The organism is Mesorhizobium sp. LEGMi-168a (assembly GCF_058312955.1).
On the sequence record NZ_JBZEGV010000012.1, the window covers coordinates 15,346 to 38,445 of the forward strand.

General features: G+C 63.7%; 24 protein-coding genes. 12 read left to right on the plus strand and 12 right to left on the minus strand.

The genetic code is table 11. The features are described from left to right. Positions 1 to 7: 7 nt before the first annotated feature. From AC4FWB_RS17155 to AC4FWB_RS17165, 3 genes are all read right to left on the minus strand, one after another. Positions 8 to 1,657, minus strand: coding sequence for a thiamine pyrophosphate-binding protein (locus AC4FWB_RS17155; protein WP_491027444.1), 1,650 nt, complete (start codon positions 1,655 to 1,657; stop codon positions 8 to 10). Next, positions 1,654 to 2,829 carry a CaiB/BaiF CoA transferase family protein gene (locus tag AC4FWB_RS17160; RefSeq protein WP_491027445.1) on the minus strand — a complete coding sequence of 392 codons (1,176 nt, stop codon included), beginning with the start codon at positions 2,827 to 2,829 and terminating at the stop codon, positions 1,654 to 1,656. The genes AC4FWB_RS17155 and AC4FWB_RS17160 overlap by 4 nt, the downstream gene beginning before the upstream one ends. Before the next feature lie 67 nt (positions 2,830 to 2,896). After that, a complete protein-coding gene (locus tag AC4FWB_RS17165; protein WP_491027446.1) occupies positions 2,897 to 3,844 on the minus strand; it encodes an alpha/beta fold hydrolase in 948 nt (315 codons plus the stop codon). Positions 3,845 to 3,968: 124 nt separating this feature from the next. Between AC4FWB_RS17165 and AC4FWB_RS17170 the strand changes: the two genes are divergently transcribed. The 8 genes from AC4FWB_RS17170 to AC4FWB_RS17205 all read left to right on the plus strand — a co-directional run bounded on the left by AC4FWB_RS17170 (position 3,969) and on the right by AC4FWB_RS17205 (position 10,826). Next, positions 3,969 to 4,754 (plus strand): alpha/beta fold hydrolase, encoded by a 786-nt coding sequence (locus tag AC4FWB_RS17170; protein WP_491027447.1) that lies wholly within the window; start codon positions 3,969 to 3,971, stop codon positions 4,752 to 4,754. Then, on the plus strand, positions 4,751 to 5,200 hold the full coding sequence (locus tag AC4FWB_RS17175; protein WP_491027448.1) for a MarR family winged helix-turn-helix transcriptional regulator: 450 nt from the start codon (positions 4,751 to 4,753) through the stop codon (positions 5,198 to 5,200). Before AC4FWB_RS17170 ends, AC4FWB_RS17175 begins: the two co-directional genes overlap by 4 nt. 129 nt (positions 5,201 to 5,329) lie before the next feature. Further along, positions 5,330 to 6,340 (plus strand): ribonuclease T2 family protein, encoded by a 1,011-nt coding sequence (locus tag AC4FWB_RS17180; protein WP_491027450.1) that lies wholly within the window; start codon positions 5,330 to 5,332, stop codon positions 6,338 to 6,340. 150 nt (positions 6,341 to 6,490) lie between these two features. Then, positions 6,491 to 8,140 (plus strand): energy-dependent translational throttle protein EttA, encoded by a 1,650-nt coding sequence (ettA, locus tag AC4FWB_RS17185; RefSeq protein ID WP_491027451.1) that lies wholly within the window; start codon positions 6,491 to 6,493, stop codon positions 8,138 to 8,140. A gap of 63 nt (positions 8,141 to 8,203) precedes the next feature. Further along, complete coding sequence (locus AC4FWB_RS17190; protein WP_491027452.1) at positions 8,204 to 8,452, plus strand: DUF6290 family protein; 249 nt, start codon at positions 8,204 to 8,206, stop codon at positions 8,450 to 8,452. Beyond that, positions 8,449 to 8,718: a type II toxin-antitoxin system RelE family toxin gene (locus AC4FWB_RS17195; protein ID WP_491027453.1), complete on the plus strand. Its 270-nt coding sequence runs from the start codon at positions 8,449 to 8,451 to the stop codon at positions 8,716 to 8,718. The genes AC4FWB_RS17190 and AC4FWB_RS17195 overlap by 4 nt, the downstream gene beginning before the upstream one ends. Beyond that, positions 8,711 to 9,502 (plus strand): trans-aconitate 2-methyltransferase, encoded by a 792-nt coding sequence (gene tam / locus AC4FWB_RS17200; protein ID WP_491027454.1) that lies wholly within the window; start codon positions 8,711 to 8,713, stop codon positions 9,500 to 9,502. The genes AC4FWB_RS17195 and tam overlap by 8 nt, the downstream gene beginning before the upstream one ends. 202 nt (positions 9,503 to 9,704) lie before the next feature. Beyond that, a complete protein-coding gene (locus AC4FWB_RS17205) occupies positions 9,705 to 10,826 on the plus strand; it encodes a beta-ketoacyl-ACP synthase III (RefSeq protein WP_491027455.1) in 1,122 nt (373 codons plus the stop codon). A gap of 20 nt (positions 10,827 to 10,846) precedes the next feature. Here the strand turns inward: AC4FWB_RS17205 and AC4FWB_RS17210 are convergent, their stop codons facing one another. Then, positions 10,847 to 11,413: a methyltransferase family protein gene (locus AC4FWB_RS17210; RefSeq protein ID WP_491027456.1), complete on the minus strand. Its 567-nt coding sequence runs from the start codon at positions 11,411 to 11,413 to the stop codon at positions 10,847 to 10,849. A 170-nt stretch (positions 11,414 to 11,583) separates the two neighbouring features. Continuing rightward, positions 11,584 to 12,006: a tautomerase family protein gene (locus tag AC4FWB_RS17215; protein ID WP_491027457.1), complete on the minus strand. Its 423-nt coding sequence runs from the start codon at positions 12,004 to 12,006 to the stop codon at positions 11,584 to 11,586. Positions 12,007 to 12,119: 113 nt separating this feature from the next. Between AC4FWB_RS17215 and AC4FWB_RS17220 the strand changes: the two genes are divergently transcribed. Further along, positions 12,120 to 12,728 (plus strand): TetR/AcrR family transcriptional regulator, encoded by a 609-nt coding sequence (locus tag AC4FWB_RS17220; protein ID WP_491027459.1) that lies wholly within the window; start codon positions 12,120 to 12,122, stop codon positions 12,726 to 12,728. A 55-nt stretch (positions 12,729 to 12,783) separates the two neighbouring features. Here AC4FWB_RS17220 and AC4FWB_RS17225 read toward each other — a convergent pair whose 3' ends face one another. The 4 genes from AC4FWB_RS17225 to tsaA form a co-directional block, all read right to left on the minus strand. After that, entirely contained in the window at positions 12,784 to 13,626 is an 843-nt protein-coding gene (locus tag AC4FWB_RS17225; RefSeq protein ID WP_491027460.1) for an SDR family oxidoreductase, read from the minus strand. A gap of 204 nt (positions 13,627 to 13,830) precedes the next feature. Beyond that, the gene (locus tag AC4FWB_RS17230; protein WP_491027461.1) at positions 13,831 to 14,790 is read right to left on the minus strand and encodes a D-amino acid aminotransferase; all 960 of its coding nucleotides are present in this window, start codon (positions 14,788 to 14,790) and stop codon (positions 13,831 to 13,833) included. A 125-nt stretch (positions 14,791 to 14,915) separates the two neighbouring features. After that, positions 14,916 to 15,230, minus strand: coding sequence for a DUF2293 domain-containing protein (locus tag AC4FWB_RS17235; RefSeq protein ID WP_491027462.1), 315 nt, complete (start codon positions 15,228 to 15,230; stop codon positions 14,916 to 14,918). After that, complete coding sequence (gene tsaA / locus AC4FWB_RS17240; RefSeq protein WP_491027463.1) at positions 15,227 to 15,733, minus strand: tRNA (N6-threonylcarbamoyladenosine(37)-N6)-methyltransferase TrmO; 507 nt, start codon at positions 15,731 to 15,733, stop codon at positions 15,227 to 15,229. The genes AC4FWB_RS17235 and tsaA overlap by 4 nt, the downstream gene beginning before the upstream one ends. Positions 15,734 to 15,881: 148 nt before the next feature. On the opposite strand from tsaA, the gene AC4FWB_RS17245 reads away from it, so the two are divergent. Further along, complete coding sequence (locus tag AC4FWB_RS17245) at positions 15,882 to 16,904, plus strand: ArsR/SmtB family transcription factor (protein ID WP_491027465.1); 1,023 nt, start codon at positions 15,882 to 15,884, stop codon at positions 16,902 to 16,904. Beyond that, positions 16,904 to 17,824, plus strand: coding sequence for a methylenetetrahydrofolate reductase [NAD(P)H] (gene metF, locus AC4FWB_RS17250; RefSeq protein WP_491027466.1), 921 nt, complete (start codon positions 16,904 to 16,906; stop codon positions 17,822 to 17,824). Before AC4FWB_RS17245 ends, metF begins: the two co-directional genes overlap by 1 nt. A 424-nt stretch (positions 17,825 to 18,248) precedes the next feature. Here the strand turns inward: metF and AC4FWB_RS17255 are convergent, their stop codons facing one another. Further along, entirely contained in the window at positions 18,249 to 19,169 is a 921-nt protein-coding gene (locus AC4FWB_RS17255; protein WP_491027467.1) for a DMT family transporter, read from the minus strand. A 212-nt stretch (positions 19,170 to 19,381) separates the two neighbouring features. On the opposite strand from AC4FWB_RS17255, the gene AC4FWB_RS17260 reads away from it, so the two are divergent. Beyond that, the gene (locus AC4FWB_RS17260) at positions 19,382 to 20,602 is read left to right on the plus strand and encodes an alanine racemase (protein WP_491027468.1); all 1,221 of its coding nucleotides are present in this window, start codon (positions 19,382 to 19,384) and stop codon (positions 20,600 to 20,602) included. 95 nt (positions 20,603 to 20,697) lie between these two features. Here the strand turns inward: AC4FWB_RS17260 and AC4FWB_RS17265 are convergent, their stop codons facing one another. Next, on the minus strand, positions 20,698 to 21,876 hold the full coding sequence (locus AC4FWB_RS17265; protein ID WP_491027470.1) for a lytic murein transglycosylase: 1,179 nt from the start codon (positions 21,874 to 21,876) through the stop codon (positions 20,698 to 20,700). A gap of 182 nt (positions 21,877 to 22,058) precedes the next feature. Further along, positions 22,059 to 22,850 (minus strand): glycoside hydrolase family 25 protein, encoded by a 792-nt coding sequence (locus AC4FWB_RS17270; protein ID WP_491027471.1) that lies wholly within the window; start codon positions 22,848 to 22,850, stop codon positions 22,059 to 22,061. Positions 22,851 to 23,100: the final 250 nt, after the last annotated feature.

Here is a 23,100-nt window from a genome sequence, read left to right on the forward strand (position 1 = left end):
TCGTTGCTCACGACTTGTCGCGGATCTGGGTCAGCGTGCGGGTCGGCGTGATCGCTTCGGGATCGAGCCTGATCTCGACGATCGCCGGCTTGCCGCTGGCGCGGGCGCGCTCGAAGGCAGGCGCGAAATCCGCAGTCTTCTCGACCGTCTCACCGTGCGCGCCATAGGCGCGGGCGAGGGCCGCGAAGTCCGGGTTTTTCAGATCGGTGGCGACGACGCGGCTCGGATACTCCCGCTCCTGATGCATGCGGATCGTGCCGTAGATGCCGTTGTTGACCACGACGACGATGATCGGCAGGTCATACTGAACAGCGGTGGCGAATTCCTGTCCGTTCATTAGGAAACAGCCATCACCGGCAAAGGCAACCACGGTGCGGTCCGGAAATAGCGCCTTGGCGGCAACCGCCGCCGGCGTGCCGTAGCCCATCGAGCCGGAGGTGGGCGCCGCCTGCGTGGCGAAGCGGCGGAAGCGATGGAAGCGATGCACCCAGGTGGCATAGTTGCCGGCGCCATTGGTGAGGATGGCGTCCTCCGGCAGCGCCTTTTCCAGATAGTTCATGATCGGTCCCATCTGGACGGCGCCGGGTCCGGTCTGTGGCGGCGTCGACCATTCGAGGTAAGCGGCATGTGCTTTTGCCGTCTCCTCCGCCCACGAAGGCGTGGCGGCCGGCCTGCGCTTGGCGAAGGCCTCGATGAAAGCCGAGGGCGAGGCGTTGATCGCCAGCGTCGGGCGGTAGACGCGGCCGAGCTCGCCGGCATCGGCATGGACATGCACCAGCGCCTGGTCGGGGTAGGGGCTCTTCAGCAGCGTGTAGTCGGAGGACGGCATCTCGCCCATGCGGCCGCCGATCAGCAATACGACATCGGCCGCCTTGATCTGCGCCGCCAGCTTCGGGTTGATGCCGATGCCGACATCGCCGGCATAGTTAGGATGAAGATGATCGAACAGCATCTGGCGGCGGAAGGAGCAGCCGACAGGGAGCGACCACGTCTCGGCGATCGTCTGCATCTTGGCAACTGCATCCGCGTCCCAGCGCGTGCCGCCAAGAATGACGAACGGGCGCTTCGCATTGCTCAACAGCATTTCCAGCGCGTCGAGCTCGGCTTCGCCGGGGCGAGTCTCGACCTGCGTGTATGGAAGCGCTGCCGGCGCCTCGACCTCGCTGGTCAGCATGTCTTCCGGTAGCGAGACGACGACGGGGCCGGGCCGGCCGGAGGTCGCCACCGCGAAGGCGCGGGTGACGAATTCCGGAATGCGCGAGGCGTCGTCGATCTCGACCACCCATTTGGCGATGTCGCCGAAGAAGCGCTTGTAGTCGACCTCCTGGAACGCCTCGCGCTCCTTGGCGTGGCTGGCGACCTGGCCGATGAACAGGATCAGCGGCACCGAATCCTGCATGGCGATGTGGATGCCGGCCGAGGCGTTGGTGGCGCCGGGGCCGCGGGTGACGAAGCAGATGCCGGGCTTGCCGGTCAGCCGCCCCTGGCAGTCGGCCATCATCGCCGCGCCGCCTTCCTGACGGCAGACGATGGCGCGGATCGACGAGTCATGCAGCGCGTCGAGCACCGCCAGATAGGATTCGCCGGGCACGCAGAAGATGCGGTCGGTGCCGTTGGCTTCGAGCGCTTCGACGATCAGTTGTCCGCCGGTCTTCATTTTGTTGACCTCTCCAGTTCGGCAAGGATTTCCTGCGTGTGCTCGCCAAGACGCGGCGAGGGGCGCTCATAAACCAGCGGCGTGCCGGACATCACCATCGGCGCTCGCACCGAAGGCAGGCGATTGCCATGGCCGTCGTCGAGGTCGAGCCGCATGCCGCGCGCGATCGTCTGCGGGTCGGCGAACATCTGGCCGATCGTGTTGATCGGGCTCGCCGGCACGCCGGCCGCCTCGAGCTTCGCCAAAAGCGAATCGCGATCCCACGTGCTCAGCGTCTCGATGATCAGTGCGCGCAGCTTCGCGCGGTTGGCGACGCGCGCCGGATTGGTGGCGAAATCCGGATTGGCGGGCAGGTCGGTGAGACCGACCACCGCACAGAACTTGCCGAACTGGCCGTCATTGCCGACGGCCAGGATGATGTGACCGTCCTTCACCGGCAGCACCTCGTAAGGCGCGATGTTCATATGGGCGTTGCCCATCTGCACCGGCGACTTGCCGGAGACCAGGTAGTTGAGGTTCTGGTTGCCCAGTGCCGAGATCTGGCTGTCGTAAAGCGCCATGTCGATGTGCTGGCCTTCGCCGGTCTTTTCGGCATGGCGGAGCGCGGCCTGGATGGCGATCACCGAATAGAGACCGGTGAAAAGGTCGGAGATGGCGACGCCGGCCTTTTGCGGCTCGCGGCCTGCCTCGCCGGTGATCGACATCATGCCGGCCATCGCCTGGATGATGAAATCGTAGCCGGCGCGCGGTGCGTAGGGGCCGTCCTGGCCGAAGCCGGTGATCGAGCAATAGACGAGACGCGGATTGATCTTCTTCAGGCTCTCATAGTCGAGGCCGTATTTCTTCAGGCCGCCGAGCTTGAAGTTCTCGATCAGCACGTCGGCCGTGGCGACGAGGCGGCGCAGCGTGTCGGCGCCCTCGGGCTTGGAGAAATCGATGGCGATCGAGCGCTTACCGCGATTGCAGGAATGATAGTAGGCGGCCGACAGGTTCTCGCCGTCATGGCTCATGACGAAGGGCGGGCCCCATTTGCGGGTGTCGTCGCCGCCATCCGGGCTTTCGACCTTGATGACGTCGGCACCGAGATCGGCGAGCAATTGCCCGGCCCAAGGGCCCGCCAGGATGCGGGCGAGTTCGATAACGCGGATGCCTTTCAGCGGGGGTTCGGCCATGGATCACCGTGATGGGTCGAAAGCGCAGCCTCTACCAATAGTGACTGTCGCTGTCACGGCCCATACGCTAGGCCAATTGCCGCGAAGACTTCAGCATATGATCTGCCCAGACGGCGAAATCGTTCATGACAGTGTCGCGATTGATCTCGTTGAGGCTTTCATGGCGGGTCTCGGCGTAAACCTTTGAAACCAGATTCGAAAAGCCCATTCGATCCATGCGCCGGGCGAGGTGGCTGACCGCCTTGCCAAAGTCGGAGGCCGGATCCTTCTCGCCGCCGGCCAGGTTGACGCAGAGGTCGCGGCGCATGCCGGCGAAGCTGGAATCCTTGCCGGCGTAAAGCGCCATGCCGACCACGTCGCGCCACATCGAGACGGAAGCGTCCCAGCCGCAGAGCGGGTCGGCGATGTATTTGTCGACCTCGACCGGATCGCGCGACAGCCAATCGAACAAAGTCCTGTGGTTGGGCACAGCCTTGCCCCAGGCCTGGAAGGTGAGCCTTGGCAGCAGGCGCGACGGCACGTCGGAGCCCAGCCGCATCCGTTCCCAACCGAGAATGCCCAGCGCCAGCTGGCCGAGCAGGCCTTGCGAAAAATTGCCGTTCCAGATCGCGGCGGCATGGACGCGCGCGGAATGGCGGAGCACGAAGTTCAGCGCGATCGAGGCGCCCAGCGAATGGCCGAAGACGATGACCGGCAGGCCCGGATGCGCGGCAGCGATCAAGTCGTGGACGGCACCGACATCGGCAATCACCTTGGCGATGCCGTCGACATCCGCGAACCTGCCGAGCGGCGCGTCGGGCGCCTTTGTGGCGCCGTGGCCGCGATGGTCATGGGCGTAGACATGGAAGCCGCGCGGGGCGAGGAAATCGGCAAAGCGGGCATAGCGCGCCGCATGCTCTGCGAGGCCGTGATTGATCTGGATCACGGCGCGCGGAGTCGTCTCCGCTTCTTTCACATAAAGGTTGAGGTCGGCCCCGGTCGGTGAGGCCAGCCCGGTCTTTCTGTCGAATGGCATGTCTCGCTCCCTTCGCGACTGATGGGCGAGGGTTTCGGCGGCGTCAAGAGAGCGCAGAGTTGACAGCATGCTGTCAATCAGTTATATGACAGTATGCTGTCAATTTGGAGCCCGGGGGAAAGCTATGAAGACGTCGACCATCGATGGCCCGCAGGGCCGGCTTGCGATCTACAGGCTGGGCGGAGGCAACGGCTTGCCGATCCTGTTCCTGCACGGCGATTGCAGCCGTGCATCGGCGTGGCAGCAGGTGATGCAAGCCACGGCCGATGGCCGGCAGGCGGTTGCCTTCGACTTTCGCGGTCACGGCGCCTCGGCGCCGGCCGCGGATGGCGACTATGGCTATGGCGGGCGTGCGGCCGACGTCGAAGCGGTCGCCGATGCGTTCAGCCTGAAAAGGTTTCTCGTTGTTGCCCATAGCGGCGCGGCGGGGACGGCGCTCGCCTACGCCGCCAGCCATGCGAACCATGTCGCCGGCATCCTGCTGGTTGATCCGGCGACCGATCCGCGTGCTTTGCCGAAGGATATCCGCGAAGGGTTCATCCGTGATCTTGCCGGCCCCAATGCATCCGACGTGTTGAAGGCGTATTACACGTCCATCGCCGGGTCCAATCCTGCCGTCCGCCAGCGGGTGCTTGCCGACGCGTCGGTCGTCGACCCGGCGGCGGTGGCGGGTGTCGGCAAGGCATTGGCCGAATGGAACCCGGAGCCCGCGCTCGATGCCTATCACGGGCCGATGCTGGTGCTGGCGACCGAGCCCAACAACAATCCGTCTGCGCTTTATCACCTGCGAGCCGGCATTCCGCATCAAGTCGTGGCGGGCACCGGCCATTGGGTCATGCTTGACAAGCCCGAGGTGGTGGCGGAAGCCATCAACACATTCATCGCGACCATCGGGACCGGCCACGAATGACGACCAGGACCGAAGCCGCAGACACGCTTACAGAGATTGTGCTCGCGGTGTTCAGGCTGAACGGCCGCTTCCTCGAAGCGGCCGATCGGCTGGCCGCTCCGGCGGGACTGACCGCGGCGCGCTGGCAGGTGCTGGGAGCCGTTCTTGGAGAGCCGAAATCCGTTGCGGAGATCGGACGCGACATGGGTCTTGCCCGGCAGAGCGTGCAGCGCCTCGCCGACATACTGGCCGAGGAGGGGCTTGCCGCCTATGCCGACAATCCGGCGCATCGCCGCGCCAAGCTTTTGTCGGTGACCGAAGCTGGCTGGACGGCAGTCCGCCACATCGCCACCCGTCAACACGCATGGGCGAACTCTGTCTCCGAGGGCCTCGACCCTCAGGAGCTCAAGGCTGCGCTGACGCTGTTGCGGGTGTTGGCGCTGCGGGCGGAGCAGGCTGAGAGCTGACAAACGTCCAGGCCAAAAGCCTTCATCTGGGGATTATTTTCGCCTGACGAAAAAGATCGCAATTCTGACACGTCGCCTGTTCTAGTGTGACGAATCCAATACGGTTCAATGATTGCCGGGAGAGCGGGAATGCGGGTTTGGGCACTATGGGGTTCGGTTGTTCTGGCTCTGGTTGGCGTCGGCACGGCGAATGCCGATGTGAAGATGAGCGGCACGTTCGTGGCCGACAGCGCGTGTCCGGCGACGCAAGCCATCAAGAGCGGCAAGAACCCCGGCAACGTCTCCACCGAAGCAGGACAAAGCTATCAGCTTCTGGCCGGCAACAAGGACGAGCCCACCCACTATCTCATCCAGGTCCCGGGCGCCGATCCGGAACGACGCTGGGTGAAGATCAACTGCGGTCATGTCACCGGCGGCAGCGCGTCGACCACGCAGGCGCCCGCCGACCAGGCCAGACCGTCGCAGCCGGCTTCCGGCAAGCCTGAATATGTCTTTGCGCTGAGCTGGCAGCCCGCCTTCTGCGAGACCAAGGCCAACAAGCCCGAATGCAAGGCGCAGAATCCCAACGAGTTCGACGCTTCGCACTTCACCTTGCACGGGCTGTGGCCGCAGCCGAACGGCAATTTCTATTGCCAGGTGTCGGCGGGCGACAAGGCCAACGACAATCCCGCGCATTGGGGGGATCTGCCAGCGGTCGACCTCGACGCCAATACGCGCGCCGAGCTCGACCAGGTGATGCCGGGCACCGCCTCCAAGCTCGAACGCCACGAATGGATCAAGCACGGCACCTGCTACGGCAAGAGCCAGCAGGAGTATTTCTCCGACGCGCTCAATCTGATACGCGCCGTTAACGCTTCGCCGGTGCGCGATCTCTTCACCAAGAACATCGGCAAGCAGCTGACATCGAACCAGATCCGCGATGCTTTCGACAAAGCCTTCGGTGCTGGCGCCGGCGACCGCGTGCGCGTCTCCTGCCTGGTCGATCCGTCAAGCGGCAGGCGGTTGATCGGCGAGCTGACGCTCGGCCTTTCCGGTCCGATCGGTTCCGACAGCAAGCTCGCCGACCTGCTGATGGCGTCGGCGCCGACGGGCAAGGCCGGCTGCCCGAAGGGCACGGTCGACGCGATCGGGTTCCAGTAGGGGCTGCGCGGGTTTAGCCGCCGAACCGGCAGTCCCGCGGCTTGGCGAAAGATCGTGATGTGCCGAAAGCGATTGCCGTTCGGCGCTTCATCGCCTACATAGCGCGCAACCCCCATCCAACTCGACAGTTCAGTTTCAGGGAAAGCGCGCGTGGCTCGCCAATTCATCTATCACATGTCCGGCCTGTCGAAGGCCTATGGCACCAAGAAGGTGCTCGATAACGTCCACCTGTCCTTCTATCCGGACGCCAAGATCGGCATCCTCGGCCCCAACGGTTCGGGTAAGTCGACCATCCTGCGCATCATGGCCGGGCTCGACAAGGAGTATCAGGGCGAGGCGTGGCTGGCCGAGGGCGCGACCGTGGGCTACCTCGCGCAGGAGCCGCAGCTCGACCCCAACAAGACCGTGCGCGAAAACGTCATGGACGGCGTCGCCAGGAAGACGGCCATCATCGAGCGCTACAACGAGTTGATGATGAACTATTCCGACGAGACGGCGGACGAGTCCGCCAAGCTGCAGGATGAGATGGATCGCCTCAACCTGTGGGACCTCGAGCAGCAGGTCGAGATGGCGATGGACGCGCTGCAGTGCCCGCCGGCCGATTCCGAGGTGACCAACCTGTCGGGCGGCGAGCGTCGCCGCGTGGCGCTCTGCCGGCTGTTGCTGGAGCAGCCCGACCTGTTGCTGCTCGACGAGCCGACCAACCATCTCGACGCCGAGACCACGCAATGGCTGGAAAAGCATCTGCGCGACTATCCCGGCTCGGTGCTGATCATCACCCACGACCGCTACTTCCTCGACAACGTCACCGGCTGGATCCTCGAGCTCGACCGCGGCCGCGGCATCCCCTATGAGGGCAACTACACTAAATATCTCGATGCCAAGGCCAAGCGCCTGATCCAGGAAGGCCGCGAGGACGACGCCCGCCAGAAGGCGATCTGGCGCGAGCGCGAGTGGATCCAGTCTTCGCCGAAGGCGCGCCAGACCAAGTCCAAGGCGCGTATCAAGGCCTATGAGGAACTGGTCGAGCAGTCGCAGAGCCGCAAACCGACCGACACGCAGATCGTCATCCCGTCGAGCGAGCGCCTCGGCAACGTCGTCATCGAGGTCGAAGGCCTCAACAAGGGCTTCGCCGACGAACTGCTGATCGAAGACCTTTCCTTCAAGCTGCCGCCAGGCGGCATCGTCGGCGTCATCGGCCCGAACGGCGCCGGCAAGACGACGCTTTTCAAGATGATCACTGGCCAGGAAACCCCGGATGCCGGCTCGATCCGCAAGGGCGAGACCGTAAGGCTCGGCTATGTTGATCAAAGCCGCGACGCGCTGGACCCGAACAAGACGGTGTGGGAAGAGATCTCAGGCGGCGCCGAGGTCATCAAGCTCGGCAAGCACGAGGTCAACAGCCGCGCCTACTGCTCGTCCTTCAACTTCCGTGGCGGCGACCAGCAGCAGAAGGTCGGCAATCTTTCGGGCGGCCAGCGCAACCGCGTGCATCTGGCCAAGATGCTGAAGGGCGGCGGCAATGTGCTGCTGCTCGACGAACCGACCAACGACCTCGACACCGAAACGCTGGGCGCGCTGGAAGACGCGCTCGAAGCCTATGCCGGCTGCGCGGTGATCATCAGCCACGACCGCATGTTCCTCGACCGCATGGCGACCCACATGCTCGCCTTCGAAGGCGACGCGCATGTCGAATGGTTCGAAGGCAATTTCGAGGAATATGAGAAGGACAAGCTTCGCCGCCTGGGCGCGGAAGCGGCGACCCCGCACCGCATGACGCACAAGCGGCTGACAAGGTAAGGCATCCCGATCCGTTGCGGGCATCCGATGTTTGACCTAGATTGATTGGATGGAGCTTCCGATATGATCACGGTCGAATTGCCTGACAGAGTCGAGAAGCTGCTGGCCGCTATGGCCAAGGACAGCGGTCGTTCGACTGATCAGGTCGTAACAGAAGCCATCCTCGAGGCGATCGAGGATTGGCAGGATGCGAAGATCGCGGATGAACGCCTGAAGAATGACGACGGCGTTCGCATTCCGCTGGACGACGTGGTGAGGAAGCTTGAGCATCGTGAAGCCGAGGAGCGTCGCAAGAAGCCTGCTGCTGAATGAACTGGCGTGTCGAGTTCACGCCAGGAGCCGTGAAGGACATCGAACGGCTGTCGACCAAAGACCAACGCCGCATCCTAGAGTTCCTGAATCAGAGAGTATCACCGCATCCCAACCCAAGGGCCCTGGCCAAGCGGCTTGCGGCGACTAGGGCCGAGGCTTGGCGTTTTCGCGTCGGCGCTACAGGATCATCGCTCAATTCCGGGACAGCCGGCTGGTTATCCTGGTCGTGGAAGTTGGAAACCGTCGCGAAGTTTATCGATGATTGATACACCCGCCGAAATGAAACCCGACTGGTCCGCCGCCCAATATTTGAAGTTCGAGGACGAGCGCACGCGGCCCGCGCGGGACCTGGCGACACAGGTTCCTGTCGACTTTCCGCGCCGCGTCGTCGATATCGGCTGCGGTCCGGGCAATTCGACGGAGCTGCTGGTCGAGCGCTGGCCGGATGCCGAGGTCAGCGGCTTCGACACCTCGCCCGACATGATCGAGAAGGCGAGGGCGCGGCTGGCCAACGTCACCTTCGCGCTCGCCGATGCCGCCAAATGGCAGCCGGAGAACCCGGTCGACGTGATCTTCGCCAACGCCGTCTTCCAGTGGCTGCCGGAGCATCCGGCGGTGTTCCAGCGGCTGATGGGGCTGCTCGCGCCCGGCGGCGCCTTGGCCATTCAGATGCCCGACAATCTCGCCGAGCCTTCGCATCAGCTTATGCGCGACACGGCGGCCGAGATGCCGTTCTCGGCGAAGCTCAAGAGCGCGACGCGCGCGCCCCTGCCGCCGGTTTCGTTCTACTACGATCTCCTGTCGCCGCTCGCCGACCGCGTGGATATCTGGCACACGATCTACAATCACCCTCTGGCGGATGCCGAAGCGATCGTCGAATGGGTCAAGGCGACAGGGCTGAAGCCGTTCCTCGATCCGCTCGATGCCGATGAGAAGAAGACTTTCCTCGAAAGCTATACCGCCAAGATAGCAAAGGCCTATCCGAAGACGGCGAATGGCAAGGTGCTGCTGCGCTTCCCGCGCATCTTCATCATCGCCAAGCGGGCCTGACAGCCTTCCAGTCAACTTATCGCGATAGCCGCGCACGCCAGAGATTTAAGCTGGCATAAACCGGCCGAATACGACAAGGGTTGCGGCGGGCCGTGTCCGCGCCCACATCAGAGCCCGCAACGCCCGTGCCATTTGTTTCAACGCAATTCCGGACGGAAAACCGGTTCCCACTTTTCCTGGAATTGCTCTAGACGGATTGGACATGCATCGCGTCATCATCAGCGGCATCGGCGCCGAAATCCCCGAGCCTGTCATTACCAATGAAGAGCTGGTCGAAAGCTTCAACCGTTGGGTCGACACCGAGAATGCGCGTCGCGCCGTCACCGGCGAGACGCCGCTGCAGAAATCGGACAGCGATTTCATCGTGCATGCCTCTGGCGTGCAGACCCGCCATGTGATCGAGCGCGAGGGCATCCTCGATCCGACCCGCATGGCGCCGCGCATTCCGGCGCGGCCGGATGACGCGCTGTCGCTCCAGGCGGAGTTCGGCATTGCCTCGGCAAGAAAGGCGATTGCCCATGCCGGCGTGGCAGCGTCGGACATCGACCTGGTGATTTGCTCGGCCTCGCACCATCAGCGTCCCTATCCGGCGATCGCCATCGAGATGCAGGAGGCGCTGGGCACCAAGGGCGCCGGCTTCGACATGGGGCTGGGCTGCTCTTCCGCCGCGGCAGCACTGCATATCGCGGTCAATCTGGTCAGGGCCGGGGCGCATAAGCGCATCCTGGTGTCGACGCCCGAAATCATCACCGGCCATCTCAATTTCCGCGACCGGCAGACGCATTTCATCTTCGGCGATGCTTCGGTCGCGATGGTCGTCGAAGGGCTCAACCAGGGCGAGAAGCGGCCGGGACGCTTCGAGGTGCTCGACACGCGCACCTGGACGCAATTGTCGAACAACATCCGCACTAATCTCGGCTACCACACCCGGACCGCCCAGGACGATCCTTACCAGATCAAGCTCGAGGGTAACCTGATCAAGCAGGTCGGCAACAAGGTGTTCAAGGAAGTCACCGTCGCAGGCCACAAATTCATCGTCGAGTTCCTGGCCGAGCATGGGCTGACGCCGCAAGGCATCCGCCGCTTCTGGCTGCATCAGGCCAATGCGCGCATGAACGCGATGATCCTGAAGCTGGCCTTCGGCCACGACGTCGGCCATGACCGCGCGCCGATGGTGCTTGAGCGGCTCGGCAACACGGCCGGCGCCGGCGCCATCGTGGCGCTGTCGGAAAACCATGCCGACATGAAAGCGGGCGATTTCGGCCTGCTCTGCGCCTTCGGCGCCGGCTATTCGATCGGTGGCGCGCTGCTGCGCATGCTTTGAATTTCACACATCCTGACGCGTCAGGCCGGCGCGAACGGCACCAGCATCGGCACGCGCCTGGCGTAGTCGTCATAGGCCGGGCCCAGCTCGCCGCGCAGGAAGCTCTCTTCCAGCCGCGCCTTGACGACGATGCCGACAAGCAGGAGCGCCGCGCCGGCGATGCCCCAGACCGTGCCTTTCGCCGCCATGGTGGCGAGGATCGACAAAAGCAGACCGGTGTAGATCGGGTGGCGGACCAGCCGATAAGGCCCGGTGTCGACCACCCGGTGATCGGCCTTGGCGGTGATGGTGCCCGACCACAGCTTGCCGAGATGCAGGCGCGCCCACCAGGCGAAAGCGATGCCGACGGCGATAAGGGCAACGCAGATCCAGGCTTCCGTCAGCGTCGGCATCCAGAGCCGAAGCCGGCCGACATAGCCATGCGCCGGCACGAACAGCAGGATGGTGCCGGCAAGCCACAGTGCCCGATACTGGGCTTCCGCTCGGAAGCCTGCGCGCTTTTGCACGGGGTCGGCCCAAAAGGCGGCAAGAGCCCAGGACACCAGCCAGATCAGCCACAATGCCGCGATTGCGGGTCCGGGTTGCATAGTCGATCCTCATCTTGGCGGCGCCATCAAAGCGATGCAGCGCGGCAAAGGCCAGTAAGAACGTCGTGATTGCCACGACGCATGATCCCGGCCAAGCCGCGCCGCAACTGGATCCTCCTCGCGCTTGAGAACTGCGAAGGCTGCATCCCCGAGGGCTCCTGTCGGCCCGATTATTGCGCGGCGGCCATCGCTGCCGCTACTAGCGCATCGCCCGAATATTGCCGGCCGCCGATGCCCCAACCGCCGTCGGGCGCATTGACGATGTTGATCCAGGTGTCTTCAGGCTTGTGGTCCGGCACGCAGAGTTCGGCGACGATCCTGGCGGCGGCCGTGATGAAGGTCTGTCGCGCCTCGATGGAGGCCAGGCCGATATTGGGCAGTTTCAACTCCACCATGACGACAGGCCGGTTGGCGCCGCCCGCATAGATGCGCTGAAGCGGCAGGATATGGACCGTTCCTCCGACAATTGCGGTGAAGAATGAATTTCCGGTGGCTCCGGAAGCCTCGATGAGCGCGGCGCTCAGGCGAGGCAGGATTTCGCGCTCTCCGGCTGCAGTCAGCACGCCTTCGGGCGCGGTCACGGTGATCGGCATATTGGTTCTCCCTTCCTTGCTGCGAATGGCTGACGGCCTTGTGCTTGTCAGGTTACGTATTGATTGTTACGTTACCCGTAAGAGGCAAGTCAATAGGTTTCGTATCGATCACTATGGAAAATTTGGAGAAGCCGCGCGGCGGCAGGCCGCGAGCGTTCGACCCTGACGCTGCGCTCGACGCAGCGATGCATCTGTTCTGGGAGCATGGCTATGAGGCGACCTCGCTTGCCATGCTGCGCGAGGCCATGGGCTTGACGCCGCCGCAGATCTACAACGCCTTCACCGACAAGGAGACATTGTTCCGTCGGGCGCTCGCCCGATACCACGAAACGGAGATCGGCTTTGCGCTGGAGGCGTTGAACGCGCCGGTGCCGACGAGGGAGGCGGTCCGGCGGTTGCTGATGGGCGCGGCTGAGGCCTATTCCAGGCCCGGCAAGCCCGGCGGATGCCTTTTCGTCAGCGGTGCGCTTGCGGCCTCGCCGCAGGCGCAAGCCGTCGCGGATGAGCTTAAGACCTATCGCAAGGCGAGTGAAGCGGCGATTGCCCGCCGGTTAGCGCAGGGCCTGGCAGTGGGCGACCTGCCGCACGGACTGCCTGTCGAGGGCTTCGCCAAATACCTGGCCGGCGTCATGAATGGCATGTCGATCCAGGCGCGGGACGGCGCTTCGGTCGAAGAGTTGCGCGCTTTGGCCCAAACCGCTCTTGCGGCCTTCCCGGGCTGAGTGGGCGAGGCAGGAAGTTACGCCGCCATGGCGGCGTAACTGGATCTTGGAAAGCCTAAGCTGCCTTGCGGTTCTTGTTCGCGCCTTGCGCCATTACGGAGACATCGTCCCACTTTTCCCAGGTGGCGATGCGGTTGGCGTATTCCTGCCTGATCATCGGCAGGCCGCCGTCGCCGAAGAAAACCCTGAGCGGCGGCTCGGCCGCATCGATGATGGCGAGCATCGCCGGGCCGGTCGCCTCGGGATCGCCGGGCACGGCGCGGCTGCGACGCTCGGCCATGGCGGCGCGGGTGGGCGCGTAGGCTTCGATCGCTTTTGAGACCTTGGCCGAAGGACCGGCCCAATCGGTGGAGAAACCGCCTGGCTCGACAAGCGTGACGTGGATGCCGAATTCAGCGACCTCCAGGCTCAGCGACTGGCTGAACGCCTCCAGCGCCCATTTCGAGGCATGGTAGAGGCCGAGCGAGGCAAAGGCGTTGACGCCGCCGATCGACGATATCTGGATGATGTGGCCGGAGCGCTGCGCCCGCATGATGGGCAAGGCCGCCTGCGTGACCCAGAGCGCGCCGAACACGTTGGTCTCGATCTGGTCGCGAGCTTCCTGCTCGCTGACTTCCTCGATGGCGCCGAAATGGCCGTAGCCCGCATTGTTGATGACGACGTCGAGCCGGCCAAAGCGCTTATGCGTTTCGGCAATGGCAGCTTCGACCGCTTTCTTGTCGGTGACGTCGAGGGCGATAGCGGCGACCTTCTCGCCGTATTTCGCGACGAGATCGGCGAGGGTGCTTGCGTCGCGAGCGGTCGCTGCGACACGATCGCCGCGGGCAAGCGCCGCCTCGGCCCAGACGCGGCCAAAGCCCTTCGACGATCCGGTGATGAACCAAACTTTATCAGTCATGATCTGTGATCCTTGCTCTTAGAACGGTTCAGCGTTTCAAGAATCGCAAAACCGCTCCAAACCTTTGTTTTTGCACAGTTCCTTCCTGGAACTGCTCTGCTGGCGATGAATTCCGGGAGATAAGCGGAGGGCGCTCCGCTTGATCTATGTACGGCGCTTTCGGCGTTTTTCCAGAGGCGCCGCCGGAATTATTTGGTGCGCGGGTCAGGGATAGCGCACCGCGCTCGACCAGGCCGGGTCTTCGTGCTTTTGCCAGTAGAGGCGCATCAGGCGCTCGGTAGCCGCGCCGACCTTGCCATCGGCCACTGGGGCGCCGTCGATCACAGTGACCGGCATCACGCCGCCGGCGGTCGAGGTGATGAAGACTTCGTCCGCCGTCTTGAGCGCGGCCACGCTGACGTCCGCCGCTGTTGCGGAGAGTCCCATCTCGGCGCACAGGTCGAACACGGTGCGGCGTGTGATGCCGGGCAGCACGCCGGCGGCGGGCGTCGACAGCTTGCTATCCTTGACGCGGAACACGTTGAAGCCGGGACCCTCGGCGACGTTGCCGTTGAAGTCGAGGATCAGCGCGGTGTCAGCGTCGCGGTCGTAGGCGTCGTAGAGACCGCGCACCAGATCGAGCCAATGGTAGTTCTTGATCGTGGGATCGATCGAGGCAGGCGGGATGCGGACCTTGTCGCTGATCGCGACATGCAAGCCGCGACGCAACTGCTCGGCATTGGCGACCGAGCCGAAAGGGACGGCAAAAGCCATGAACCGGTTGATCGCCTGACGCGGATCGCGGCTGAAGGTCGGCGAGACGCCGCGCGTGCACAGCATCTCGACGTAGGCGGCGCGATGGCCGGACAACGCGACGCAGTTGTGAAGGATTTCGGCAACGCCGTCGCGATCGAACGGGATCGTCATGCGAAGCTTTTCCAGCCCGCTGAAGAAACGCTCGATGTGCAGATCGAGACGGAAAAACCGGCCGTCCCAGACATGGACCGTGTCGTAAGTGGCGTCCGAGTGCAGGAAACCCCAGTCCAGCACCGAGACCTTGGCCTGCGACATCGGCAGATATTGTCCGTCCAGGTAAGCCACGCCGTCTGGATAGGTGTGCGGGTCGAGATAACGATCTGAAAGAATGGGGAACGGCCCGGCGGGCTTGGCGGCGGCTTGGCTCATTTTCACTCCTCCCCGTTGTTCTGCGACGGCAGGCTAGCCTTCGGCTTCGAACGAAGTAGAGCCAGCCCACCGGCGCTGCTTGTCCTGCGAGGTGGCTATGCGACCGCAACGGGTTTCCGTCAGCTCTATTCGTCCTCGTCGTCTTCCTCCAGCAAGCGCGTGGCGCGCCAGCGGGTGAGCACCTCATTGGTCTTTTCGATGACGAAGAAGCGCGCCGAGTCCCGGTCATAGCCTTCGGCAAGCAATCTCTCGTAGTCGGTATGGGCGTGGCGGACATGGGCGATGGTTGCCAGCCACACCGCGATCGTCGGCGGCAAGGTCTTCATGTGCACTGAACCGGCGTCGGCGCGGATCTTTTCCATGTCGGCATAGGGGGCGAGCGGCAGGAGCGCGGTCAGCGCCTTGGCAATGGCGCGGCGGCGGCCGGTGGGCGCGCTCATTTCTCGTCGCGCCCCGCAATGGTTGCTTCAGGGAACGCATCGGTCGAAGCGTAATAGGGCTTGATGTCGATGACCGGTGTGCCGTCGAGCACGTCGATGGCGTCGATCTCGATCCGGCCAGCCGCGATATCGAGCGCGACGAGCTTCGCGACATGCAGCCCTACGGGGTTCGGGCGGGCAGGGGAGCGCAGCGAGAAAACGCCTTTCGGTTCAGCCGCATGGCGTGGTTTCTGCACAATCAGATCCCGCGGCGCACGATCGAGCCAGGAGAGGACGACGAGGTGGCTGGCGCGGTCGAGATTTTGCAGTCCCGGGCGGTAAGGCTCGTCGACAAGAACTGTTGCCGTCCGTCCGGTCTCACGCGCGGTGCGCATGTTCCTGGGACAATCCTCGCGACTCGCCCAGGGCGAGACGATATGGCCGATGAAGACGACATGGCCGTCCGGCGGCAGATCAGCCGGGTCGGTCTCCAGAAGCTTCTCACCCTCGCGCGTCTCGAACATCGGCTTTGTCCCCATCAGTCCGCGGAAGAGCGGCGGAGCGCATGCCGATCATGGCTGCGCCATTTTCTTGTCCGGAAACGACATAGCGCTTGCCAGGGTTTCAAATTCGACATAAACATATCTTTATATCTTTCAGCGAGAACCACTCATGCATGTCACGCTCGACACGATGGTAGATACATTGAAGGCGGCGGCCGAATCCAGCCGCCTGCGTATCCTCGTGCTGCTGTCGCGCGGCGATCTCACGGTCTCCGACCTCACTGAGATCCTCGGCCAGTCGCAGCCGCGCGTGTCGCGGCATCTGAAGCTCCTGCTCGATGCCGGGCTGATCGGCCGTTACCAGGAAGGATCGTGGGCGTTCTTCAGGCTGTCGGATACGGACAGCTCGCGCGATTTCGTGCAGCGCCTGGTCTCCGGCGTGCGCGAGGCCGATCCGCAGGTGGTGCGCGATCTGGAGCGGCTGGCGGCGGTCAAGCGCAAGCGGCAGGACCGGGCCGCTGAATATTTTTCCGAGAACGCCGCAAGCTGGGACCGCATCCGCTCGCTGCATGTGCCCGATCGCGCGGTGGAAGCGGCACTGCTCAAGCTCGTCGGCAAACGGCCGTTCCAGTCGATGCTCGACCTCGGCACCGGCACCGGCAGGCTGCTGGAGATTTTTGCACCGCTCTACCGGCGCGGCGTCGGCATCGACATGTCGCGCGAGATGCTGACGGTGGCGCGCGCCAATCTCGACAGGGCGGGGGTCGCCAATGCGCAGGTGCGCCAGGGCGACATTTTTTCGCCGCCGGTCGAGCGCAACGCCTTCGATCTCGTCACCATCCACCAGGTGCTGCACTATCTCGACGATCCGGCCCGCGCCATCGGCGAGGCGGCGCGGCTGCTGCGTCCAGCGGGCAGACTGGTCATCGTCGACTTCGCGCCCCATAATCTGGAGTTCCTGCGCGATCAGCACGCCCATATGCGGCTTGGCTTCTCCGACCGGCAGATCGCCGACTGGTTCGAGGAGGCAGGGCTCGATCTCGAGGACAGCCAGGAATTCGAGCCGCGCGGCCAGGCAGAGGCAAAACTCACCGTCAAGCTCTGGCTCGGCCGCGATCGCCGCCTGCTGATCGCCGACCCGTCCAATGACTCGCTACCAGCCAAAGCATATCCAATGGGGGAAACAGCCTGATGAACCAGTTCCGCTTTTCCCGCCGCCCCGATATTGGCGACAAGGTCCGGGTTTCGTTCGAGTTCTTCCCGCCGAAGACGGACGAGATGGAGGCAAGGCTCTGGGACACCGTCACCCGGCTGGAGCCGCTCAAGCCGAGATTCGTGTCGGTGACCTACGGCGCCGGCGGCTCGACGCGCGAGCGCACCGCGCGCACGGTCAGGCGCATCTTGAACGAGACCACGCTGACGCCGGCGGCGCACATGACTTGCGTCGACGCGGCCCGCCATCAGGTCGACGCCGTCATCCAGGAATTTGTCGGTATGGGCGTCACCCGTTTCGTCGCCTTGCGCGGCGATCCGGCCGCAGGCGTGGGCACCGCTTACCGTCCGCATCCCGATGGCTATGCCAACGGCGCCGAACTGGTCGGGGCGCTGAAGAGCGTCGGCGATTTCGACATCTCGGTATCGGCCTATCCGGAAAAGCATCCGGAAAGCCCTGACTTCGCCACCGACATCGACATGCTCAAGCGCAAGGTCGACAATGGCGCGACGCGGGCGATCACCCAGTTCTTCTTCGACAACGATCTCTACGAGCGCTATGTCGAGCGGGCGCGCCGCGCCGGCATCTATATCCCGATCGTGCCGGGCATCCTGCCGGTGCACAATTTCACCCAGGTCGCCAATTTCTCGTCCCGCTGCGGCGCGCTGGTGCCGGCTTGGCTGGCCGAGCGCTTCGAGGGGCTGGAGAACGATCCGCAAACGCACGCGCTGGTGGCGTCTGCGATGGCGGCGGAGCAGGTCCATGATCTGGTCGAGCGCGGCGTCGGCGATTTCCACTTCTATACGATGAACCGCGCCGATCTGGTCTTTGCCGTCTGCCATATGATCGGCATCCGCTCGCATGAGGCGGCGGCGGCGGCCGGCTCAGCCGCGGCCTAATGCAATGTCGGCCCAAAAGTGTGCGGCGGTTTTTGGAATACGGCATGCATAAAACAAAGACTGAAATGGAAAAGGCCGGGTAGAACCCGGCCTTTTCGAATTGTTTGGACTACTCTCGGTATTGATCTTCCCGGCTTTGGCGGGTCAGGGAAGAACACCTATGATAAGGGCACCGATGAATGCGAATGCGGCACAAATCATCAAAGCGTTGATTGGCCTCGTCAGTCCCATGCCATAGCCTCCTCTTCAGAGCTATGGCCGGAATCTAGAGTCATTTGGGTCACAGGCAAGCGGAAAATATGCTGCATTGCGACGTGATTGTGGAATTTGCGACTTCCGATTTGCCGTTAGCCGTTGAAACTCTTCGGCAAAAACCGATCCAAGAGTTGTGAATAAATTGTGGCGGCGGTGTGGCATGACACCGCTACCATCGGCCGAACAGGCGCCCGTCGATGGTGACCAGCCCGAGTCCGATCAGCGCCATGCCGCCGATTTCAAAGACCGCCAACCGTTCGCCGAGGAACAGGAATCCGAGCAGCACGGCGCTGACCGGCACGATCAATGTGACCAGCGAGGCATTGGTGGCGCCGGCCGAGGCGACGAGGTTGAAGTAGAGAATGTAGGCAAAGGCCGTGGACAGCAGCGCCAGTCCCAGCACTGCCGCCCAGACCGGCGGCGAGGCCGAAAACAGCCCGGCCGGGCCATAGGCAATGAGCACGACGGGGATCATGATGATGGTCGAGGCGGTTAGTTGCCCGGTGGCGATGACCGGCGAGGGCACGCCCTTGAAGCGCCGCGCGATCATCAGGGCGACCGCATAGGAGAGCGAAGCGCCGATCAGCGCGAACTTCGCCCAGACCGGGCCGCCAAGCCCCGCGAGCAGGCCCGGACCGATCATGACAGCCGTTCCGGCGACGCCGAGCGCGATGCCGGCCAGTTTGTTCCACGACAGCTTCTCGTCCGTGGTGAGCGCATTGGCGAGGACCAGCGTCCAGAACGGCGTCGTGGCGTTGAGCACAGAAGCGACACCGGCGCCGAGCTCGGTCTGGCCGGCGAAGATCAGCGAAAAGGGGACGACGTTGTTGGTGAGGGCCAGCAGGAAGAACAGGCCGGCATAAGGAAAGGCGAGGCGGAAGGACGGACCACGGATCGCCAGATAGAGCTGAAGCGCGGCCGCCGCGATGGCGACGCGAAACAGCACCAGCGCCAGCGGATGGATCTCGGACACCGCAATGCGGGCAAAGAAGAACGAGCCACCCCAGATCGCGCCGAGCAGCAACAGTTGCGCCCAGTCCTTGAGCGCCATCGGTCCGCGCATCGCCGCGGCGCCAGCCGTCATCGTCATGTCGTCAACCCTCCCAGGCCGGTCGCAATCTCAGCCGCCAAACAGCTCCAACCGATATCCGGTCTGGCGGCAAAGGCCACCCGAAACCTGACCGATGGTTTAGCGTTCGCGGAAAAAGGTGCAGCTGGCCGAGCGGGAAAGCGAGACACACAACTGTTTTCTTTGGCGGCTAGCTAGGATTAATTGTGCGCGCCCAGATCAAGGATTCGTCCATGCAGCGATTCGAAAATGCCCGCGAGGCGGCGCTGGCGCTTCGCCCGGACGATCCGGTCTACTGCTTCCGCCCGCAGGTGCTGAAGGCCGATGCCTTGCAGTTCATGGGCATGTTTCCCGGCAAGACCGCCTATGCGGTCAAGACCAATGGCGAGCAGATCGTGCTGAAGACGCTGGTGGAGGCCGGCGTCGGCGCTTTCGACGTCGCCTCGCCGGGCGAGTTCGCCGCCGTGCGCGCCGTCTCGCCGGACGCCGAAATGCTTTACATGCACCCGGTCAAAGCGCAGTCGGACATCAAGCTGGCGCTGGAGAAATACGGCATCCGGGTCATTTCGCTCGACCATGAGGACGAGATCACCAAGTTGACGCGCGTGGTGCGGGCGCTCGATATCGACCCTGGCGCGGTCACGGTGTTCGTGCGCATCCAGACCAAAGGCCTCGCGGCCTATGAGCTGTCGAAGAAGTTCGGCGCCGGCCCTGCCAATGCGGTCGAGCTTGCGGAGCGGCTCAACCGCACCGGCTACAAGGTCGGCCTCTGCTTCCATGTCGGCAGCCAGATCGAGGATCCAGACACCTATGAGCGGGCGCTGGCGTCGGCCGACTGGGTGCGCAACCGGCTGACCTTCGACATTGCCGGGCTCGATGTCGGTGGCGGTTTTCCGGCCGAGTACGGCCATGACCCCAATCGCAAGCACATCGAGATGCCGTCGCTCGGCCAGCTCATGTCGCGGTTGGCGGGCGATCTGAAGGAGTATCAGTTCGACCAGATGCCGCTGGTGGCGGAACCCGGCCGCGTGATCGTGGCGCGCTGCCTGTCGCTGATCGTGCGCGTGCTCTTGCGCAAGGGCAAACGGCTCTACATCAATGACGGTATCTGGGCGTCGCTTTCGGATTCATGGACCGGCAAGATCACGCTGCCGGCGCGCTTCATCCCGGATCCCGCGATCCGCACGCGCAACGGCGCAGAAAAGAACATCGTGCCGTTCAAGGTCTGCGGCGCGACCTGCGATTCCGTCGACATCCTCTCACGGCCGTTCTGGCTGCCGGAAACGGTTGACACCGGAGACTGGATCGAGATCGGCCATATCGGCGCCTATTCGCTGTCACTGAGGACGCGCTTCAACGGCTTCTTTCCCGATACGTTCGTCGAACTGGCGACGCCGTTCGACGAGGGTGAAGCGCCGGAAGGGTTCGCGAGTTTGGAGACGATGGCGGATTAGGAAATAGTGAGTAGGAAATAGTAAGTAGTGAATAGTGAATAGTGAATAGTGAATAGTTTGCACTCACTTACTACTCGCTACTCACTACTCACTCGCTACAGCTTCGCCAAAAGCTCCAGCGTCGGCCAGCCGTCCACCGGAAGGCCAAGCCGCATCTGTTCCTTGCGGATCGCCTCGCGGGTGTTTGTGCCCAGGATGCCGTCGACTGTTCCCACATCGTAGCCTTTGGCTTCGAGCTTGGTCTGCAGCGCCTTCATCTGATCGCCGCTGAGACCTTGCTCAGGCGTGCGCGGGTCGAATTGCGGCGCGCCGGCAAACCGCGTCGCAAGCACCGCGGCGGTGAGCGCATAAGTGAAGGACTGGTTCCACTCCAGATAGACGTCGAAATTGTCGTAGGTCAGAAAGGCAGGACCCTTGCGGCCCATGGGCAAGGCGAGCCCGGCCTTCAGGCCGTTGTCGACGAGCGGCGTGCCGTTCGGATTGGTCACGCCCCACTGGGCCCATTGCGAGATCGGCAGCTTGTTCGTGCGGCCTGTCTGGTCCCAAGGCATGTCGTCCGGAACGCGCACTTCCTCGACCCAGGGCTGGTCGCGCTTCCAGCCACGCGACAGGATCTTGTCGGCCGTGGTCATGATCACGTCCGGCACGCTGTTCCTGAGATCGACCGTGCCGTCACCGTCGCCGTCGACACCGCGGGCGAGGTAGTCGGTCGGCAGGATCTGCGTCTGGCCGATCTCGCCGGCCCAGGCGCCCTTGACGTCGGCCGGCAGCACGCCGCGATCGATCAAGGTCAGCAGCGGCACGAGTTGCGGCCGGAAGAGCTGAGGGCGGCGGCAGTCATGCGAGAGCGTGATCAGCGCGTCCAGCGTATGGAAATCGCCCTGCACGGCGCCGAAATCGGTTTCCAGTCCCCAGAATGCGGTGATGACCGCCGGCTGCACGCCGAATTCCTTGTCGGCGCGCGCGAAGACATCGGCATATTTCTGGAGGTTGGCCGCGCCCTGCTTGAGGCGATAGCCCGAGATCATGCGGTTCGAGAATTGGGTGAAGGTCTGGGTGAACACCCCTTGAGCGCGGTCGCGCGCCAGCACCTTCTCGTCGATGGTGGCGGCTTCCAGCGCGTCCAGCCCAACGGCGCCGACGCCGGCCGCCTTGGCTTCGGCCGCGACGCCCTGTTTCCAGGTTTCGAAATCGCCGCCGCATTCCTGTGCCGCCGCCGGCCAGGCGAAAGCACCGAGGATCAGCGCCGCCAAAATTTCAACGCGCAATCGCATCGCTTCCCTTTCGAGACCGCCGCATTGATCCGTGAAACCCGGCCGGGTCTGGACAGGATCATGCCTAGATTTCAAAGTTCAAGAGCGCCGTTCGGCACCCGGGTAGGGTGCGCCGCTCCGCATCACCAGCGGTTGCAACTATCGCCGCCCGCCGTGTCGAAAAGCAGGCACGGGGGCCGATGTCAACGGGTGTTCTGCCGCAGCCACTTGTTCCAGGCGGCTTCTGAGCCGTTGAAAACGTTGATGTCGGACTTGCCGGTCATGCCGGGCACGATGCCGGTGCCGGTATACTGCCAGAAGGCGAAAGGATGGCTGCCGTATTTCTGACGCGGATGGCCGGCGACCGAGCGCAGCCAGTAGGGATAGCCGCGGAAGGTCGCCAGTTGATTGTCGTCGAAGAAGTCGAGCGAAGTGTAGATGATCGGCTTCTTGCCGTAGTGGCGCTCGACCATCTCGAGGAAGGTGGTCATCTCTGCGCGCACCGTCGCGGGATCGGGGCGCAGCCTGCAGGTCGGCGACTTCGGGTTCCATTCCATGTCGAGCACCGGCGGCATTGCCGACGCGTCTCTCGGGACATTGGCGATGAACCAGCGCGCCTGGGTGGCGGCCGGCGTGCAGAAATAGAAGAAATGATAGGCCGCGCGCGGGATTCCGGCGGCTTTGGTGCGGGCCCAGTGCTCGCTGAAATAGTCATCGAACCGGTCGCCGCCTTCCGTTGCCTTGATGAAGGCGAAGGATATGCCGCTGGCCTTCGCCGCCGACCAGTCGACCGAGGTCTGGTATTTGGAGACGTCTGTGCCATGGATGGCGTAGGTCCACGGCGCGCCGCTGTCCCATTCATGCGGCTTGGAATCTTCGAAACGGGGCGCGCGCACCGCAACCGTCTGCGATGACGGCGCCAGCGGCGAAAGATCGTCGACGGTCGAGCAGGCGCCCAACAGCGTAAGCATCGCAATGGCCGCAAGACGGCGCATGACATTCCCCGGGGCCGGGATCAGCCGGCCGCTGATGGGTCCTTCACTGATGGTGGTCGCTTACGCGGCCCCCCGCCGGACGATCGCCCCACAGGACCGCCCGTTCTTCACGCATGTCGTTGTCCCAAAGCAGCTTGGCACTTTTGGATCACATCCCTCCGTGATCGCCGAACATGGTTGATAATCCGTTGACGGCGCTCGACATCGGACATGATTTTGCGGAAGCAATGGCGGCAAATCGATGACATAA